The following is a 17,858-nucleotide window of genomic DNA, read 5'->3' as shown; positions in this document are numbered from 1 at the left end:
TTTGCCCGGATGGAATCGATTAAGAAAAGATCGCATAGCCATTCTGTCTATTTGGTTTTTGGCACTTGTCACATTAGCTGGGCTGTTTGCACCAGTGCTAGCGCCACATGATCCAACTGACACGAATATTCTTCAAAAATATGCCGGTGTGAGTCTAACATATCCGCTCGGAACGGATCAGCTGGGGAGATGCGTATTGTCGCGGCTCTTATATGGTATTCGGACAACGATGCTTGCTGCCGTGCTGACAATGTGTATCACGATGCTCATTGGCACGATACTTGGACTCATGGCTGGTTTTTTTAGAGGGAAAGTTGATGGAGCTCTAATGAGAATATGTGATGTCATGCTGTCATTTCCAGCAGAGGTGATGATTTTGGCCGTTGTGGGCATTATGGGACCTGGGCTTTTCAATATTATTTTGGCCAATGTCCTTGCAAAATGGGCTTGGTATACAAGGATGATTCGTTCGTCAGTCCTGCAATATACGAATGAACCATCTGTTCAGTTTGCGAAAGTATCTGGGGGTTCACCTTTTTATATCCTTCGAAAACATCTATTTCCTCGCATCTCAGGAGAGATTGCTGTCTTTGCTACACTTGACGCAGGCTGGGTCATTTTAAATATTTCTGCTCTGTCTTTTCTTGGATTAGGTGTGAGTGCACCTACACCGGAATGGGGCATGATGCTCAACGAGGCGAAGAATGTCATGGTGACGCACCCGGCTCACATGCTCCCGCCTGGACTTGCGATCTTATTTGTGGTCATGGCACTGAATTTTTTAGGAGACAGTCTTCAGCAGGTCATGAACCCTGCCATGCACCTTACCAACAAAAAAGGGGGGAGACGGTTTGCCTTTCATCGAGATAAAAAATCTGTCCGTACATGATCCGATTCAACAAAAGGATTTAGTGGCAAATATCACGTTTACATTACATAGACAACGTTGTTTAGGCGTTATTGGAGAAAGTGGAAGCGGAAAATCAACCGTTGCAAAAGCATTAATTGGCCTTATCCCTCCTTCGCTAGAGATGATTGGGAGCATTTTGTTTGACGGTGAAAAATTGACAAGTCAGACTTCACAGCAGTGGAGAGGAAAGCGAATTGGCTACATTCCACAAGATGCTATGAATGCGTTCAATCCAATTGAAACAATTGGTCATCAAATACTTGAAACGTTCCAGCGGCATTTGGGTTTACGTGGAAAAGAAGGGACAGCACATGCGATCACTGGGCTAGAACGTGTCCATTTAAACAATCCGCATATGTTAATGAAAAAATATCCTCATGAGCTGTCGGGAGGAATGCTTCAACGTGTCGTGATTGCCATTACGATCATGCTTTCTCCTGACGTGATCATTGCCGATGAGCCTACAGCATCATTAGATGCATATAACCGGCGCGAAGTCATCACACAATTACAGAGGCTGAAAGAAGAAACAGGAGCTGCCTTGATCATCATTTCGCATGATTTAGGCGTCGTTCAGGCAATCGCTGATGAATTGTTGGTGATGCACCAAGGGAAGATGCTTGAGCATCGTCATGCAAAAGAGATATTTACATCACCTGAGCATCCTCAAACGAGGCATTTACTAGAAACGAGGCTTCGCTTATCGGCACCCCTTGAAGCACTGAGGCAGCAGAAGAGAGTGAGGGCATTCCCATGCTGATCACAGCAAATCAACTACTTAAACATGGAGAAGATAAAGGGCGCTTTTTTCATAAAGAGGAATCCATAGCACGCATAGCTCAGGTTTCATTTCAGGTTGGAGAAGGTGAATGTGTCGGGTTAGTCGGTGAGAGCGGTAGTGGTAAAAGTACAATAGCACGTACGCTGCTTGGTTTAGAAACATTAGACGGCGGAGAGATAAAGATAGATGGATGGCCAGCTCATACATGGCGTAAGATGAACCGGGGGGAAATGAGTGTTGTTTTTCAGGATTATCTATCTTCTGTCCATCCTTCCTTTACAGTGAAAGAGATCATAGCAGAACCCATGCAAATAATAAAGCGAAACATGAATGTGAACCAAAAAGTGTTGTCCCTGCTCAAGCAAGTAAGACTTCCATCGTCTTTGCTAAATCAATATGCTCATCAGCTAAGCGGCGGTCAGCTCCAGCGTGTATGCATAGCAAGAGCCATATCGACGAATCCAGCCATTCTCATCTTAGATGAAGTCCTTAGCTCACTTGACGTTTCTGTCCAAGTTCAAATATTGGAGCTTCTTGAGACATTAAAGCAAGAGTTAGATATGACCATTCTCATGATTACCCATGATCTAGAGGCAGCCGTTTATTTATGTGATCGACTTCTTTTTTTACATGAGGGAAAACTTGTGGAAGAATGTAAAAGTGACCAGCTGTTTGAAGCGACTCATCCATTTACGCTCAAGCTAATAGACTCACTCATGCCTTTTCAGCTTGACAAAAAATAACCAATCTTTTATCGTATACGTAACAAATGACGGAAGGGTGACCCAATGCAATGAAGTACTAATCCTATGACCTGTAAGCAAAATGAAAGAACGAAGGCAGTGAGCAAACGATATGTGTTGCTATGTTTGCTGCGTTTTCATTTTTTAGCTTCGGAATAGGATGGTACAGCTTTGGGAATCAAAGATTGAAGTGATGGATACGGGGGATATGTGTGCTCATTTGATGAACCGCATGTCATTCTGTATCGATACGCTTATTTTTGTACACCATTTTGCCTCCTATTCTGAGAATGGGAGGCTTTTTCATGTCTCCTGATACGAAAGGAGAGGGTTGGATGTTACTGAGAGCCCACCAATTAAAAGTATTTAGAAAGGATCGCTTGTTATTTGATATAGAGGAGCTGGCCATTCATCAAGGGGACCGAATCGGCCTTGTGGGAACGAATGGCAGTGGGAAAACGACATTGCTCCATGTACTGGCGGGTAGGGAAAAACCAGACAGCGGCACATTTGCACACACTACAACTTGTACGCTGCTTCCTCAACTAAAGACAGGAGATGGCAGACAAAGTGGCGGAGAGATGACTCAAGCTTATATTGAGAGAGCTTTAAGCCGGCCTTCTGCCCTTTTATTAGCCGATGAACCCACGACTCACTTAGATACGGAGCATATTGAGTGGCTAGAAGAAAAGCTTCGTTATCATCAAGGTGCTCTGATTGTCGTCTCGCATGACCGTGCTTTTTTAGATGCGTTATGTACAGACATTTGGGAATTGGAGGATAGGAAGCTCAAACTATACAAAGGCAACTACAGCGATTTTGCCCGGCAAAAAGAACTCGAACATCGCCAGCACGTGGAGGCGTACGAGGCGTATACCCAAAAGAAAAAACAGTTAGAACAGGCACTGCAAAAGAAAATGAAAAAAGCCGACAAAGCGACAAAGCCATCTCCAAAGCTGAAATCCTCGGGTCCTAAAATTGCAAAGCCTTATTATGCAAACAAGCAAAAAAAGCTTCAAAAAACAGCTAAATCTATTGAAACAAGAATGGAAAAATTAGAAAAGGTGGAGAAGGTAAAGGAAGCCCAGTCTCTTCAAATGACGCAGCACACCATGAAGGAAGTGGCAAGCCGCACCATTTTTCGTGTCGAACATGTAGATGGCATGGCAGGAGATAAAGTCCTTTGGAAAAAGGCGAATGTAGAAGTAAGAGGCGGAGACAAAGTCGCGATCATTGGGAAGAATGGGAGCGGTAAAACGACATTTCTCCGAATGCTTGTAAACGGTCATCCCGGGATTTTTCGTTCAGAAGCCGTGAAGATTGGTTATTTCAGCCAAGATCTTTCAGGACTGAATCTAGATGAATCGATCTTACAAAATGCACTGGAACAGGCGATTCAAGATGAGACGATCGTTCGCACCGTTTTAGCGAGACTTGGGTTTCGGGGAGACGATGTGTATAAGCTGACGAACGTATTAAGCGGCGGGGAACGGGTGAAGACGATGCTTGCAAAGCTGCTCGTCAGTGATGCCAATGTTCTGATGCTTGATGAACCGACGAACTTTTTAGACCTTGCGGCAGTAGAAGCGCTTGAAGGACTTTTAAAAGATTACCCGGGCACAGTCGTGTTTGTCTCCCACGACAGAAGGCTCATTGAGCAGGTGGCTACTCGTATTCTTCATGTGCACGAGGGGACCATTGAACGCTTTGATGGCACCTATGAAGAATATAAACAAAAGGAAGAAAAGCCAGCTGCTACAAAGAAAGAAGAAGAGCTCCTGCTGATTGATATGCAGCTGTCAGAAGTGCTCAGTCGTTTAAGCATCGAGCCTTCTCATGAGCTTGAAGAGACGTTTCAAGCATTGTTAAAAAGAAAGAAGTCGTTAGAGTCATAAAAAAAGCCCCTGTGTTTACTGCACAGGGGTCTGTTCGTTTCGTTCTTTTTTCAATTGTTCAAGTTCGCTGACTGTGACAAGCTGGTAGCCTTGTTTGGTGAGTTCATGTATGATCTTCACCGCTGCTCGAGCAGAGCTGTCATAAATATCGTGCATGAGTACGGTTTTGCCATCTGCTGCATGTGAGAGAACATGGTTTGTGATCTGCTGGCTGTTGCGAATTTTCCAGTCCTCAGGATCGACATCCCACAATGAAACGTTCATGCCAACCGCTTGATTGATGTCGGGATTTGTTCCTCCATATGGCGGTCTAAAGTGCGTAGGAGTATAACCGCTGGCCTTTTCAATCAGCTTCTGCGTGTCTTTTACTTGTTTGACCGCTTCTTTTAGAGGGAGTCTCGTTAATAAAGGATGGTTATATGAATGGTTTCCGATCTCATTTCCGCCCTTTAAAATGTCGGCAAGCATTCCAGGATAATACTGAACCCTGCTTCCTAATACGAAAAAGGTGGCGTGTCCTTTATTTTCCTTCAGCGCTGCTAAAATGGTTGAAGTTGTGGCTGGGTTTGGACCGTCATCAAATGTGAGTGCGATGGCTTTTTTATTCGGATCAAGCTTTGGCTTTTGCGGCAGCTTGACGGCTTTTCTTTTTGGATTCGGTTCTTTGATTTCATTCTGATTTTTGGTCTTATTCATATATTCCGGCTTCAAGATATCTTTTAGCAGCGTCTTTTTGATCGCCAGCGTTTGCGGACCTAAGTCCTTTGCGGCTACTTGAGAAGCTGGGAAATAGAACTCTATATATTTCTCTTTTAAGGCGAATTGACTGAAGTTTTGATCAGTAGGGGCTGTTCCTTTTTGAAGGAGTGATAGATCCTTAGACAAGGTTTTATCTTTTTTAAGCTCCGTGTATGTAATATAGGATAATTTTTTCAAATAGTCCTTTTTGGGTTGAAATAAATCTTTTGTGTCAAGAAAGTCTTTTTTCTGAAAATCGAAATTGATTGTGACGTGATGAGTGGTTCCATTTTGCTGACCTGTATATGTGTAGGTCGTAAAATAAATGGCCGCAGATTGTTTTGCATAGTGCACCATGTCATAGTCAATATTCAGTTCAAACCGTTTGTTTTCATCAATGTCCTTTGCTTCACTAAATGTCTTTTTGAAATGCTCTAATGCTGAATTCGCATAGCTTTGAATCTTGTCATCTAGCTTTTTTTGATGAAAAAGTGGATAGTTCACCGCATATCTCATAAACTTCCCGTCATTTACAAGAGTGACAATTTCAACATTTTTATAATTCGTATCCTGCTTCACATTTTTCTTCTCTGTACCGCTTGCTTGCTGATTTTGAAAGAATGCAACTGCTCCAATGACGATGGCAAGCGCAAATAGGATGATACTCCATTTTCCCTTTACTGACACAACTTTCAATTCTCCTCTCATGACGGGTCATTCTTTATTCCTTTGACATCTGTTTGTAATATTTTTATAACAATTGACTTACTTTTGTAATTTTAGGGGATTTTCATGCGGAATGTCAACTATTTTCCTATTAAACTACTGTAAAAAATGATAGGTCTTTCAGAACGAGAAAAAGCAGAAGGAAAGAAATCTCTTATTTGCCGTCTACACATACCTTCAATAATTAAAAAATGAGCCGCACATTGATTTTTCAGAGGCTGACGGCTATAATTTTGATGATTATGATTCTCATTTTCAAACTGACTTTTAATGAAGAAAAGGATGACACCGATTTTGCCGGATAAGCGAACATCTCAACAAAAACGATCATCACCTATTTTGTTCTTTTTATTGTTTTTTCTCGCTGTCATTGGTTTATTGGCGGCTATGTTTTTGGCTGTTTCATACGGTGCAAAGTCATTGTCTTTGCAAACGGTCTGGACAGCTGTGTTTGACTATCAGCCTCATGTGACAGAGCAGCAGATCATTCATGAATTAAGGCTTCCGCGTGTGCTAGGAGCTGCACTTGTTGGAGCGGCCTTTGCTGTGGCAGGTGCGCTTATGCAAGGCATTACAAGAAATCCGCTGGCAGATGCCGGGATATTAGGCATTAACGGCGGTGCGATGTTTGTAGTCGCTCTCTGTTTTGCTTTTTTTCCAGGAATGCCTTATTCGGCATTGATGTTATTTTCTTTTTTTGGGGCCGTTCTCAGTACACTGCTGATCTTTGCCATTGGGGCGGCTGGCGGCGTGCTGACCCCACTTCGGCTCACTGTAGCTGGAGCTGTTGTTGCCGCATTGCTGCATGCGCTAAGCTCGGGTATCGCCATTTACTTTGATCTCAGTCAGGATCTGGCTTTTTGGTATGCAGGGGGTGTGGCAGGTGTCAAATGGCCGCAGCTGATGATCCTTGCTCCAGTCATTCTCATTGTCATCGTTTGGGCGATGTTATTAGGACGATCCCTCTCGTTATTATCACTTGGTGAAGATGTAGCTGCGAATTTAGGGGTGAAAACCCGGCAAGTGCGAATACTAGGTATGGCAGCTGCGGTTCTGCTGGCAGGCGTTTCTGTATCGGCGGTTGGGTCTATTGGGTTTGTCGGGCTTGTCATTCCGCATATTGCACGAAAGCTGGTTGGGGTCAATTATCGTTTCGTCATTCCGATGTCAGCGATTTTAGGCGCAATGCTTCTCGTCTTCGCTGATCTTGCCAGCCGGACAGTAAATCCGCCAAGAGAGCTTGCCATTGGCGTCATGGTGGCACTTGTTGGTGTTCCTTTCTTCTTATATATTGCCAGAAAAGAAGGGAGGAACCTGTCATGAAAGAGAAACGGCGTGCTCTTGTCGTGACAGCCGTTTTGCTTTGTCTGAGTGCGGCTGTCGTGCTGTATAGTTTAAATACCGGCACGCTGAAACTCAGTCCTCTCGTTGTCGTCAAAACGTTATTTGGCTTTGGAGATTTCCAAAGTGAGACGGTGCTGTTTGATTATCGTCTGCCTCGAATCGTCGTGACGATACTAGCTGGAATAGGTCTAGGTATCGCAGGTGGCATTTTGCAGAGTTTATCCCGCAATCCACTTGCCGATCCTGGGATTATCGGTCTGAATGCAGGAGCCGCATTCGGCTTAATCATCTTTGTGACGTATTTTCACGTACTAGAAGGAAATCCATCTTTACTCATTCCGCTCTTTACATTTGGTGGTGGCCTACTTGCGGCGGCAGTCATCGTTCTTCTTGCGTACGACAGGCATGAAGGGCTTGTGCCTATCCGGCTGATCCTTGTTGGAATTGCCGTAGCTGCGGGGTTTAGTGCATTGACGTTATATTTGTCATTGAAACTGGATGAAGATACATACACCTTCGCTTCAAGGTGGCTTGTGGGAAATGTATGGGGAAGAGACTGGATTCATGTACTTGCGCTCCTGCCTTGGATCGTATGTCTTGTCCCGCTTACGCTCATGCAGTCCAGCACACTCAATGCGTTAACGTTAGGTGATGCCGTCGCCTCAAGTGTCGGAGTACGTGTACAGCGCAAACGACTTTTTCTTCTCACCTTAGCTGTTGGTCTAGCGAGTGCAAGTGTATCGATGACAGGCGGAATTGGTTTTATTGGCCTTGTTGCACCTCATTTGGCGAGGCGTCTTGTCGGCTCACTGCACCAATATTTTTTACCAGTGAGCGCCTTGCTTGGATTGTTGATTTTGGTCAGTGCTGATACACTCGGACGTTCCATATTTGCCCCAAATGCCATCCCAGCGGGTGTGGTTGTGGCTTTTATCGGAGCACCTTATTTTCTCTATTTATTAACAAAAACAAAATAAGAAAGAGGAACTCATCATGAAAAAAGTACTTGTGTTTGGTTTAACGCTCTGTTTCTTGATTCTGGCCGCTTGTGGTCAACAGGAAACAAAGAAGACAACAAATCAAGATGAAAACGGAACACCTAAGATTGCGTCCTTGTCGATTCATTTAACAAATGATTTATTAGCACTCGGTATAAAACCTGCTGGCTCTGTTGTAGGGGGAGACTTAAAAGATTTCCTTCCACATGCGAAGAAGCAGCTCAGCCAGACGAAAAAGCTGGGCATTGCAGCAGATCCTGATATGGAGTCATTGCTTGCTTTAAAACCAGATGTCATTTACGTCGATGAAGAACTAGCTGGACAAGACTTATCAAAATACAAAAAAATTGCCAAAACCGAAGTGTTTAATTTAAATGATGGCACATGGCGTGATCATTTGAAAAAAATCGGCAAGCTCGTCAATAAAGAAAAAGAAGCCGATCAATATATTAAGGACTACAATCAAGAAGCAAAAGAAGTCAAATCACTCATCCAGAAAAAGATTGGAAATGGAAAAGTGATGGCAATTCGTGTAACAGCAAAAGAGCTTCGAGTATTTAGTATGAAACGTCCGATGGGGCCAATTTTATACGATGATTTAGGACTGACACCTGTAGATGGTGTGAAAAAACTGGACAGCAAACGTCCATTTGAAGTCATTTCTCAAGAAGTGCTTCCTGACTTTGATGCAGATGCTATTTTTGTCGTCGTGAACCGTGATGATAAGGCGCAGCAGGCATTCAAACAGTTAGAGCAGACGCCGATTTGGAAAGGCCTAAAAGCCGTAAAGAAAAACCAAGTGTATCCGATTGCCGATCAGCCATGGCTAGATTATTCAGCTCTAGGCAACAAAATGGCAATGGATGAAGCAAAAAAGATGTTCTCTAAATAATCAGCACATAAAACAAGGCATCATTCCGCATCTAGGAATGATGTCTCTTTTTTTGATTCATTCTTCTATTCATTCGCTTTTTGCATACATATGAGAGGGAACGAGCAGTGTCGTCCGTATGAAAGGATAAGGGGAGGGGTTACAGTTGAAGGTTCAAAAAATTAGTGCAGGCACTATTGCGAGGCTTGTGCTGCTTTTATTGGCACTTGTGAACAGCGCTCTCACCGCTGCAGGGAAAAGCCCAATTCCAATTGATGAAGAAGGTGTGCAGCAATTCATTACGTTAGCCTTTCTTGGCATCACATCACTATGGGCCTATTGGAAGAACAATGATATTACGAAAAAAGCACGAACGAAAAAAGAAGAATAATAGAAAACAGAGCCTTTTCATGCAAAAAGGCTCTATTTCATCGAAGCGACAAGCGCCTCTCCCCGCAAATTGGTTTGATCTCAGTGGCTTACGCCCGGTGTTCTCCCATATTGGTAAGAAACGCTTTCACTTCCTCGATGGTTAAGCCAATGGCCTTTGCTTCACTCATGAGACGCTTCCATTCTGACATATTTGAGTCGGTCAGCTTTCTATGATGGACATGTAATGTCTTTCCTTCCTGCTCCTTTCTGTAGGTTTGAAGCAGCTGATACAGTTCTTCTTTAGGCATGCCGGATTGGACGGCATGAACGATATGATCCCGCCACTCCTGTTCACCGCCCTCAGCGTAATGAAACATCATCGTTTCTGCATCAAACAGCTCTTGTAAATCAATGTCTAGTGATGAGGATACCTTTTTTAAAAACTGGACAGATGGATTACGATGGACACCACGCTCAATCTTACTCAAATACGATTTAGAGACATGGGCATCTTCAGCCAACTGCTGAATTGAGTATCCTTTCCTCTTTCGGTAAATGCGTATCACCTTTCCAATCATTCGATATATGATCTCCCTTCTCCCCGGCGAATCGTTCTGCGACCTTTTCGTTCATTATAAGAAATAAATTGTTCTTTATAAAATTCAAAAACGTAAGAAACAGGAAGTAAACAAAAGAAAACGAACGATTTCGTTCTTTAAAAAGAACTATAAGACCTATTATGACATTTTTCTTTGCGGGTATTATCTTTTATAATCCAATCATTAACAAAAAGAAACCATATATAACCTTTTTATGATGAAATCGGGAGGTATCTATGAATGAGAATATAGGTTTTAAGCAGCTGTTTTCTGTCATAAAAGAGAAAATGGCCCTTCTGATCCTGATTGTCCTGATCGTAACGGGCATTTCAGCCTACTATCAGTTCTATGTCTCGACTCCTGTATATCAGGCAACCACTCAAATTCTTGTTCATAAACGAAGCAGTGATGCACAAGCGAATTTAAACGATATTCAGATGAACCTTCAATATACACGTACCTTTCAAGTCCTATTAAAAAGTCCAATCGTTATTGAAAAAGTAAAAGAAACACTCAATCTTACAGAATCGGCTGAAGGATTAAAACACAAAATTGCCACAAGTACAGAAAATGAGTCAGAGGTCATAAATATTTCTGTACAAGATGAGGACCGAGCGAAGGCAGTAGCCATTGCGAATACAGCCACAGAGGTATTGCAAGAAGAAATCAAAAAAACCATGAATATGGATCGCATTAATGTTTTGTCTGAAGCCAAGCTGTCCAACACGATACTGATGAACTCACGTAAATTCGTTCACATTGTTCTGGCACTAGGCGCCTCTGTATTAGGGGGAATGACACTCATTTTCTTAATGAATTTACTCGATGATACGGTGAAACGAACACATCAAATAAGAGAAGAGATCGGATTGCCGTCGCTCGGCAGTGTCTATCAGATGCATGCAGACAGGAGGGCAAAAAAAGACAAGCAGTCCGTCATAACGGGAGGACAGAACATTGATTTTTAAGAGGAAAAAAAGAGAAAAAAGAGATTTATCCTGTATTTCTGTATTAAATCCTCACTCTGTCATTGCGGAACAATTCCGAACGATCCGAACGAACATCGAATTCACGTCGATTCAAACGAGGCTGAAGTCGATATTGGTCACCTCCTCCTTGCCGAAGGAAGGAAAATCATTTACGGCTGCAAACTTGGCAGCTGTTTTTGCACAGCAGAAAAAACGGGTTTTGCTCATGGATGCTGATTTACGTAAACCAGCCATTCATGAATATTTTGATCTGAGTCCGCACACCGGTTTGACCAATGTGCTATTAAATAATTGCAGTTTGGAGGAAGCCATTTTGCCTACACCGATTGAGCATTTAGAGCTGCTTCCGAGTGGGACCATTCCGCCAAATCCCGCTGAGCTGCTTTCCTCCTCTGTGATGAAGCAGCTATTTTACGAGATTGAACAGCAGTATGACATGGTGATTGTTGATTCCACACCGCTTCTGCCTGTAGCCGATGCAAAAATATTAGCGAATCGGACGGATGGAAGCATTCTTGTGGTTTTAAGCGGTAAAACGAAGATTGCCGCTGTGAAGAAATCAAAAGAAGTATTAGAGGGTACGACAGGGAAACTGCTTGGAGCGATGCTAAATGGCAAGAAAGTGAAAAAGGGAAGGCACTATATGTATTAAAGAGATTGATAGGTGATGTCTCCTAATCTTTAACAACGGAGGCACTCGATCCTGCTGTGGGCATGACATATGCCTTAGATGCTCGTCATCGGTAGTGGGATGTGAGGACGGGTTTGATGCCCATTTTATGTAAGAATAGTGATGCTTTAAAAAGGGGGAGGAGCGTTGACTTACGCCCAAAGATTATCAATCATCGTGGCACTAGATTCATATCTCATTTTAGTTGCCGTCTTTTTTGGCTTTCAATTTGTCCAAGAGGCAGCGTTAACCGTATATACATTTGAAATGCTCGTCATTTCTTCGCTCAGTCTACTGATCGGGCACCATTTGTTTTCGTATATTTTTCACGTGTACAAGCAAGTATGGGCCTATACAGGGGTTAGAGAGCTATTTTCTTTAATGAAGACCTTCGCGTGTTCATTTTTATTTTCCATGACGATGCTGTACATTTTTGTGCAGACATGGCCATTTCGCTTTTTATTTATTGTCTGGCTTTTCCATGTGTTATTCATCGGTGCATCTCGTATGGCATCCAGGCTGTTTCATGATGGTGCGAAGCGGTATCAAGTTGAAAAGGAGCGGGCACTAATCATTGGCGCTGGATCAGCCGGGACCATTATCGTTCGTCAGCTTCAGCAGTCAAGTGATGTACATATTGAGCCGGTCGCTTTCATTGATGATGACAAAACAAAGCATAAGCTTGAAATTATGGGGCTGCCTGTTCTTGGGGGAAAAGAACATATTCAAACGGCTGTTGTGATGATGGATATTCAAAAAATCATTATCGCCATTCCATCCAAAAGCAGTCACACATTAAAAGGACTATATAAGGAATGTGTAGCGACTGGAATAAAAACACAGATTATGCCGGAAATGGAACAGATTTTAAAAGGAACCCATGCGCTGAATCAATTGCGGGATGTACAGCCAGAGGATTTGCTTGGAAGAGAGCCGATTCAATTAGATACAAGCCGTCTATCCGTTCACCTAAAAGGAAAAACGATTATGGTGACAGGAGCTGGCGGGTCTATCGGGTCAGAAATCTGTCGTCAAATTTGTGTATTTTCCCCTCGGGCGATTGTGCTTGTGGGACATGGAGAATTTAGCATTCATTCTATTTTACTAGAGCTGAAAGAATTGTATGGAGACAGCATTAGCCTATATCCACAAATTGCGGATATTCAAGATAAACAAAAAATGAGTGAAATCGTTGGTCATTTTCAGCCGGATATGATTTATCATGCCGCCGCGCATAAACATGTCCCGCTCATGGAAATTAGCCCGAAAGAAGCGGTGAAAAACAATATTATCGGGACAAAAAATGTGGCAGAAGCTGCACATGAGCACGGAGTTGAAACATTTGTCCTCATCTCATCTGACAAAGCGGTCAACCCTGCCAATGTGATGGGAGCCACAAAGCGGTTTGCTGAAATGGTGATTATGCAAATGGGGGCAAGCAGTGAAACGAAATTTGTCGCCGTTCGGTTTGGGAATGTACTCGGGAGCAGGGGGAGTGTCATTCCAATCTTTAAAAAACAAATTGAAAAAGGCGGGCCAGTGACCGTCACACACCCAGCCATGACAAGATATTTTATGACGATACCAGAAGCATCAAGGCTTGTTATTCAAGCTGGTGCACTAGCAGAAGGAAGGCAGATTTTTGTTTTAGATATGGGGGAGCCAGTCAAAATTGTCGACCTCGCAGAAAACCTCATTCACCTCTCAGGCTACACCACAGACCAGATTCCCATCACATTTACGGGGATTCGTCCCGGAGAGAAAATGTACGAGGAGTTACTCAACCAGCATGAAAAAGCACAGGAGCAAATTTTCCCAAAAATCCATATCGGCCATGCCTTGGATGGTGATCCGTATGTGCTGAACCGCTTTATTCACGAATTTAATATGATGAGTGACGATCAATTAAGACAGGCCTTGTTTGCCGCCATTGAGTCGCATGATGTATTGCCTGAACCGATGCAACGAGAGGAGGAGCCACTTGCTAATGAAGAAAAAAGTCTTGTTTTGCGCAACGGTTGATTATCATTTTAAGGCGTTCCATCTCCCGTATTTCAGATGGTTTCAGGAACAAGGATGGGAAGTGCATACAGCGGCAAATGGTCAGCTGGAGCTGCCGTATGTGGATCAAGCGCATTCCATTCCGATTCAGCGTTCCCCTTTTCATCTGCACAACCGGCTTGCTTATGTGAAGCTGAAAAAGCTGTTAGAAAAAGAGCATTATCAGTTCATCCATTGTCACACACCGATGGGGAGTGTCATTGGCAGGCTAGCGGCCAAAGGAGCGCGCAAAAAAGGGACGAAAGTTCTTTACACAGCGCATGGCTTTCACTTTTGGAAGGGGGCACCGCTTCAAAATTGGCTGCTTTATTATCCAGTTGAGAGATGGTTCGTTCAATATACAGATGCACTCATCACCATTAATGGAGAAGACTATGAAAGAGCCGATCGTCTGTCAAAAGAGAAGGCAGCTGTGCATTATGTTCCCGGTATGGGTGTGGATATGAAGCGGTTTGCACCAGTTGATGACACAGAAAAAGACCGCCTTCGCAAAGCATATGGTTTTACCACGCAAGATTTTATCGTGCTGTGTGCTGGTGAATTAAATGACAATAAAAATCAAGGAATGCTCATCAAAGCTTGCGCGCAGGTGTATCGGAATATACCACAAGTGAAAATTGTATTTGCTGGAGAAGGGACAAGTCGGTCGTCCTATGAAAAGCTGGTCTGTCAGCTGAATCTTGAGGAACATGTACAGTTTGCGGGATTTTGCAAACACATCGAAGATTGGATGCATATGAGCGATGTATGTGTATCAACCAGCTTGAGAGAAGGACTTGGGATGAATCTTCTTGAAGCGATGTCTGCTGAAAAGCCGGTGATTGCAACAGAAAATAGAGGGCATTGTGAGCTCGTCAAACATGGAGTGAACGGCTTTTTAGTCAAACCGCATGATGTGAATGGTTTAGCCGTTTATTTGCAGCAGCTCTATCATAAAAGGGACCAGCTCCATCTGATGGGGAAAGCGGGACGTTCTATGGCTCACGCATTTGCACAGGAGCAAACGATGAGTGCAATGGAGGAAATTTACACAACTTATATGGATCAAACAGAGAAGGTGATGTGAGCATGCGTCAGCCGAAAGTATCGATTATCATGGGTGTTTACAATTGCCAAGAGACAGTAGAAGAAAGCATTGAATCGATTCTTCATCAAACCTATGAAAACTGGGAGCTCATCATATGTGATGATGCATCAACAGATGGCACCTATGAAAAAGTGCTGAACTATACCATGCGTGATCCCGATAGAATTCGCCTCATCCGAAATGAACACAATCAAAGACTTGCCGCCAGTTTAAATCGTTGTCTCACTGAAGCTAAAGGAGAGCTGATTGCAAGACAGGATGGCGACGATATATCGGTGTCTACACGATTAGAAAAACAGGTTCATTTCCTTGAAGTACATCCGGAATATGATGTGGTTGGGACGGCGATGACGGTGTTTGATGAGTCAGGGACGAAGGGCGTTCGGGCACTTGCCTCAGAGCCTGATCGAAGGGTGCTGGCAAGAGGAACGCCTTTTTGTCATGGGACGATTATGATGAGAGCGTCTGCCTACAAGTCTTTAAATGGCTATCGTTCTGTCAAAACAACCAGACGGATGGAAGATATCGATCTGTGGATTCGTTTTTTTGCTGCGGGGAGAAAAGGCTTTAATTTGCAAGAGCCCTTATACCTTGTAAGGGAGGATGAAGCGGCCTTTCAGCGCCGGAAATTCCGATACTCAATGGATAATGCCTGGCTTGTTTTAAAAGCATGCAAGCAATTGAAATTGTCGCCGTTTGATTATCTCTTTGCGCTTAAGCCGGTCATCCGCGCTTGTTTGTCGCCAAAGATCATGAGGTATTATCATCAGCGAAAGCTTGGAGGATCTATGGGGAAAAGGAGGACGATTCGGGATGAGTGAGCCAAAGCGTGTACTGCACGTTGTGGGCGGAATGAATAGAGGTGGAGCAGAAACGATGATCATGAACATCTATCGAGCGCTCGACCGGAATGTTCTTCAATTTGATTTCGTTACCCACCGGGAGGATGTCTGTGATTACGATGAGGAAATTCGTCAGCTTGGTGGGCGAATTTTTTATGTCCCAAGTATTGGAGCGTCCTCTCCATGGACGTTTGTGAAAACGTTGACGAAGACGATTAAGCAAACGGGACCTTATCAGGCGGTGCATGCACATACAGATTTTCAAACGGGCTTTTCTGCCCTTGCTGCGAAACTGGCAGGTGTGAAGATACGCATTTGCCATTCACATAATACGGCTTGGAAACAGTCTCCTAGACGGGTGGATCATATGATGCTCAAAGGATTTCGTCAGCTGATCTTTGCCTTTTCTACGAAGCTTGTTGCATGCGGTGAAGATGCCGGTGTCTTTTTATTTGGACAAAAAAGAATGCACGATGGACGAGTGGACATTTTGCCAAATGGGATTGATTTGAACCTTTTTTTTCAGTTGGAGCCAGAAGCGAAGGTGAAGATGAAAAAAGACCTCCATCTTCACGAGAGAAAACTGATCATTGGACATATTGGCCGATTTCATGAGCAGAAAAACCATGTTTTTTTCATCGAATTAGCGCAGACACTGAAAAAACAAGGGGTCTCCTTTCAGCTAGTTCTCATAGGAGATGGGCCGCTCCGGCCAGTGGTTGAATCGTATGCAGTGAAAGCAGGATTAATGGAAGACATTGTGTTTACGGGCGTTGTCTCAGAGGTTCCGCAGTATATGAAAGCATTTGATGTGTTTGTGATGCCGTCTTTGTTTGAAGGTCTTCCGCTCGTATTAGTGGAAGCGCAGGCATCTGGACTTCCTTGTGTGATTTCAGATCATATCACAAAGGAAGTCGATTTAGGTTGTGGGCTTGTGAAACGGAAATCCTTGCAAGATTCAGCACATGAGTGGATGAAAGCCATACTAGAAGCCTACCATGCAGACCCTCCTCTTCAGGAGACGATTATTTCTCAGCTTGGCCTTAGAGGATTTGATGTGAAACAGAACATCACCCGTGTGATGAATGTGTATGGATTGTAAGGAAGGATTGGCAGATGGCGGTTTATTTGGTGAACATGATCATGGTCTATTTATGGTCGAGCTTTGCCGCATTTTATGGCAGACGTGATGATACCATACAAAGCGGCTGGCGGCCGAACAAGCTTCTGGTGTTTTTTCCATTTTTATTTCTTTGTATTGTGGCGGGCATACGATACAAAGTAGGAACTGATTTCGTAACCTATGGACAAATGTATGAGTTCTCCGTCAACTATGACAAGCCTTGGCATATTTTCGGATTCGGTGTAGACAAGGCCGCCACTGATCCGGGGTTTACATTGATCTTATGGATGCTCAATCAACTGTCACATGAGCCGCAAATCATGTATATCACAGTTGGGATCATCACCTATTTTTTTATTATCAAAACACTTGTGCGATATGGACGACCATTTGAGCTTAGTATGCTGCTATTTCTCGGCACATTTCATTATTACGCTTCGTTTAATGGCATGCGGCAGTATATGGTGGCGGCGATTCTTTTTTATGCCATCCGGTTTGTCATCAAAGGTCAGTGGAAATGGTATTTTCCGCTCGTGCTTGTATGCGCGCTGTTTCATTCATCGGCACTCATTATGATTCCAGTCTATTTCATTGTCAGAACAAAGGCATGGTCTTGGATGATGTTTGTGTTATGTATGATTTTTCTAGGCTTAACCGCTCTGTATGACCGCTTTGTCTCCGTGTTTGTGGTGATGCTGCAAGGGAGTTCTTATGGTCATTACGAGGAGTGGCTGACAACGAATACGAATGGAATGAATGTGACGAAAATTGGTGTCTTGATTTTGCCGTTATTGCTTGCGTTCTTTTGTCGAAAACGACTTCGTGAGCTGACGCCAGAGAGTGATTATATTGTGAATTTTTGCTTGCTTGGATTTTTGTTTGGCATCCTTGCAACGAAGGATGTCATTTATGCAAGATTTCATATTTACTTTGGTCTGTATCAGCTCATTTTACTGCCTTATTTCACACGGATTTTTGATCAGCGAACCAATTTCTTTATGTATATCGGAATTGCGGTTTGCTATATTTTGTACAGCATCATGCTGATGCCGTTTGATTCTTCTGTTTTACCGTACCGAACGATTTTTACAAAGTAGATTTGAAGAAAG

At 43.4% G+C, this 17,858-nt stretch carries 17 protein-coding genes; 15 read left to right on the top strand and 2 right to left on the bottom strand.

Translation table 11 applies throughout. The annotated features are described in order from the left end of the window. Position 1 precedes the first annotated feature (1 nt). The 4 genes from opp1C (at position 2) to abc-f (ending at position 4,329) form a co-directional block, all read left to right on the top strand. Entirely contained in the window at positions 2–889 is an 888-nt protein-coding gene (gene opp1C / locus ABG082_RS15920; protein WP_073412772.1) for a nickel/cobalt ABC transporter permease, read from the top strand. Next, positions 852–1,670, top strand: coding sequence for an ABC transporter ATP-binding protein (locus tag ABG082_RS15915; RefSeq protein ID WP_272511146.1), 819 nt, complete (start codon positions 852–854; stop codon positions 1,668–1,670). The genes opp1C and ABG082_RS15915 overlap by 38 nt, the downstream gene beginning before the upstream one ends. After that, the gene (locus ABG082_RS15910) at positions 1,664–2,434 is read left to right on the top strand and encodes a dipeptide/oligopeptide/nickel ABC transporter ATP-binding protein (protein ID WP_073412768.1); all 771 of its coding nucleotides are present in this window, start codon (positions 1,664–1,666) and stop codon (positions 2,432–2,434) included. The genes ABG082_RS15915 and ABG082_RS15910 overlap by 7 nt, the downstream gene beginning before the upstream one ends. 335 nt (positions 2,435–2,769) lie before the next feature. Then, the gene (gene abc-f, locus ABG082_RS15905) at positions 2,770–4,329 is read left to right on the top strand and encodes a ribosomal protection-like ABC-F family protein (protein WP_348936257.1); all 1,560 of its coding nucleotides are present in this window, start codon (positions 2,770–2,772) and stop codon (positions 4,327–4,329) included. 15 nt (positions 4,330–4,344) lie between these two features. On the opposite strand, the gene ABG082_RS15900 is transcribed toward abc-f, so the two are convergent. Then, positions 4,345–5,754, bottom strand: a complete 1,410-nt coding sequence (locus ABG082_RS15900) for a polysaccharide deacetylase family protein (protein WP_017359186.1) — start codon at positions 5,752–5,754, stop codon at positions 4,345–4,347. 333 nt (positions 5,755–6,087) lie between these two features. Between ABG082_RS15900 and ABG082_RS15895 the strand changes: the two genes are divergently transcribed. From ABG082_RS15895 to ABG082_RS15880, 4 genes are all read left to right on the top strand, one after another. Continuing rightward, a complete protein-coding gene (locus tag ABG082_RS15895) occupies positions 6,088–7,116 on the top strand; it encodes an iron ABC transporter permease (protein ID WP_019743879.1) in 1,029 nt (342 codons plus the stop codon). Next, positions 7,113–8,114 (top strand): iron ABC transporter permease, encoded by a 1,002-nt coding sequence (locus ABG082_RS15890; RefSeq protein ID WP_017359188.1) that lies wholly within the window; start codon positions 7,113–7,115, stop codon positions 8,112–8,114. Before ABG082_RS15895 ends, ABG082_RS15890 begins: the two co-directional genes overlap by 4 nt. A gap of 16 nt (positions 8,115–8,130) precedes the next feature. Then, positions 8,131–9,027 (top strand): iron-hydroxamate ABC transporter substrate-binding protein, encoded by an 897-nt coding sequence (locus tag ABG082_RS15885; protein ID WP_007500130.1) that lies wholly within the window; start codon positions 8,131–8,133, stop codon positions 9,025–9,027. Between the two features lie 145 nt (positions 9,028–9,172). Continuing rightward, positions 9,173–9,397: a phage holin gene (locus tag ABG082_RS15880; RefSeq protein WP_008347764.1), complete on the top strand. Its 225-nt coding sequence runs from the start codon at positions 9,173–9,175 to the stop codon at positions 9,395–9,397. Between the two features lie 88 nt (positions 9,398–9,485). On the opposite strand, the gene ABG082_RS15875 is transcribed toward ABG082_RS15880, so the two are convergent. Next, entirely contained in the window at positions 9,486–9,956 is a 471-nt protein-coding gene (locus tag ABG082_RS15875) for a helix-turn-helix domain-containing protein (protein ID WP_007500131.1), read from the bottom strand. 257 nt (positions 9,957–10,213) lie between these two features. On the opposite strand from ABG082_RS15875, the gene ABG082_RS15870 reads away from it, so the two are divergent. The 7 genes from ABG082_RS15870 to ABG082_RS15840 all read left to right on the top strand — a co-directional run bounded on the left by ABG082_RS15870 (position 10,214) and on the right by ABG082_RS15840 (position 17,846). Continuing rightward, entirely contained in the window at positions 10,214–10,945 is a 732-nt protein-coding gene (locus ABG082_RS15870; RefSeq protein ID WP_007500132.1) for a Wzz/FepE/Etk N-terminal domain-containing protein, read from the top strand. Next, entirely contained in the window at positions 10,935–11,618 is a 684-nt protein-coding gene (locus ABG082_RS15865; protein WP_008347761.1) for a CpsD/CapB family tyrosine-protein kinase, read from the top strand. The genes ABG082_RS15870 and ABG082_RS15865 overlap by 11 nt, the downstream gene beginning before the upstream one ends. Before the next feature lie 165 nt (positions 11,619–11,783). After that, positions 11,784–13,658, top strand: a complete 1,875-nt coding sequence (locus ABG082_RS15860; protein WP_348936256.1) for a nucleoside-diphosphate sugar epimerase/dehydratase — start codon at positions 11,784–11,786, stop codon at positions 13,656–13,658. Continuing rightward, entirely contained in the window at positions 13,624–14,763 is a 1,140-nt protein-coding gene (locus ABG082_RS15855) for a glycosyltransferase family 4 protein (protein ID WP_272511142.1), read from the top strand. The genes ABG082_RS15860 and ABG082_RS15855 overlap by 35 nt, the downstream gene beginning before the upstream one ends. A 2-nt stretch (positions 14,764–14,765) precedes the next feature. Then, a complete protein-coding gene (locus tag ABG082_RS15850; RefSeq protein WP_272511141.1) occupies positions 14,766–15,605 on the top strand; it encodes a glycosyltransferase in 840 nt (279 codons plus the stop codon). Continuing rightward, the gene (locus tag ABG082_RS15845; RefSeq protein ID WP_348936255.1) at positions 15,598–16,728 is read left to right on the top strand and encodes a glycosyltransferase family 1 protein; all 1,131 of its coding nucleotides are present in this window, start codon (positions 15,598–15,600) and stop codon (positions 16,726–16,728) included. The genes ABG082_RS15850 and ABG082_RS15845 overlap by 8 nt, the downstream gene beginning before the upstream one ends. A gap of 14 nt (positions 16,729–16,742) precedes the next feature. Next, positions 16,743–17,846 (top strand): EpsG family protein, encoded by a 1,104-nt coding sequence (locus ABG082_RS15840; RefSeq protein ID WP_008347751.1) that lies wholly within the window; start codon positions 16,743–16,745, stop codon positions 17,844–17,846. Positions 17,847–17,858 lie beyond the last annotated feature (12 nt).

It is taken from the genome of Bacillus sp. BS1807G30 (assembly GCF_040047675.1).
GTDB classification, from domain to species: domain Bacteria; phylum Bacillota; class Bacilli; order Bacillales; family Bacillaceae; genus Bacillus; species Bacillus altitudinis.
Note: the sequence above shows the minus strand (reverse complement) of the source record. Positions and strands in the feature narration are given on the sequence as shown.

Coding starts and splice junctions, on each gene's coding strand:
- ABG082_RS15850 (WP_272511141.1), top strand. CDS start 14,766: ATGCGTCAGCCGAAAGTATCGATTATCATGGGTGTTTACAATTGCCAA.
- ABG082_RS15840 (WP_008347751.1), top strand. CDS start 16,743: ATGGCGGTTTATTTGGTGAACATGATCATGGTCTATTTATGGTCGAGC.
- ABG082_RS15890 (WP_017359188.1), top strand. CDS start 7,113: ATGAAAGAGAAACGGCGTGCTCTTGTCGTGACAGCCGTTTTGCTTTGT.
- ABG082_RS15855 (WP_272511142.1), top strand. CDS start 13,624: ATGAAGAAAAAAGTCTTGTTTTGCGCAACGGTTGATTATCATTTTAAG.
- abc-f (WP_348936257.1), top strand. CDS start 2,770: ATGTTACTGAGAGCCCACCAATTAAAAGTATTTAGAAAGGATCGCTTG.
- ABG082_RS15870 (WP_007500132.1), top strand. CDS start 10,214: ATGAATGAGAATATAGGTTTTAAGCAGCTGTTTTCTGTCATAAAAGAG.
- ABG082_RS15885 (WP_007500130.1), top strand. CDS start 8,131: ATGAAAAAAGTACTTGTGTTTGGTTTAACGCTCTGTTTCTTGATTCTG.
- ABG082_RS15875 (WP_007500131.1), bottom strand. CDS start 9,956: ATGATTGGAAAGGTGATACGCATTTACCGAAAGAGGAAAGGATACTCA.
- ABG082_RS15910 (WP_073412768.1), top strand. CDS start 1,664: ATGCTGATCACAGCAAATCAACTACTTAAACATGGAGAAGATAAAGGG.
- ABG082_RS15845 (WP_348936255.1), top strand. CDS start 15,598: ATGAGTGAGCCAAAGCGTGTACTGCACGTTGTGGGCGGAATGAATAGA.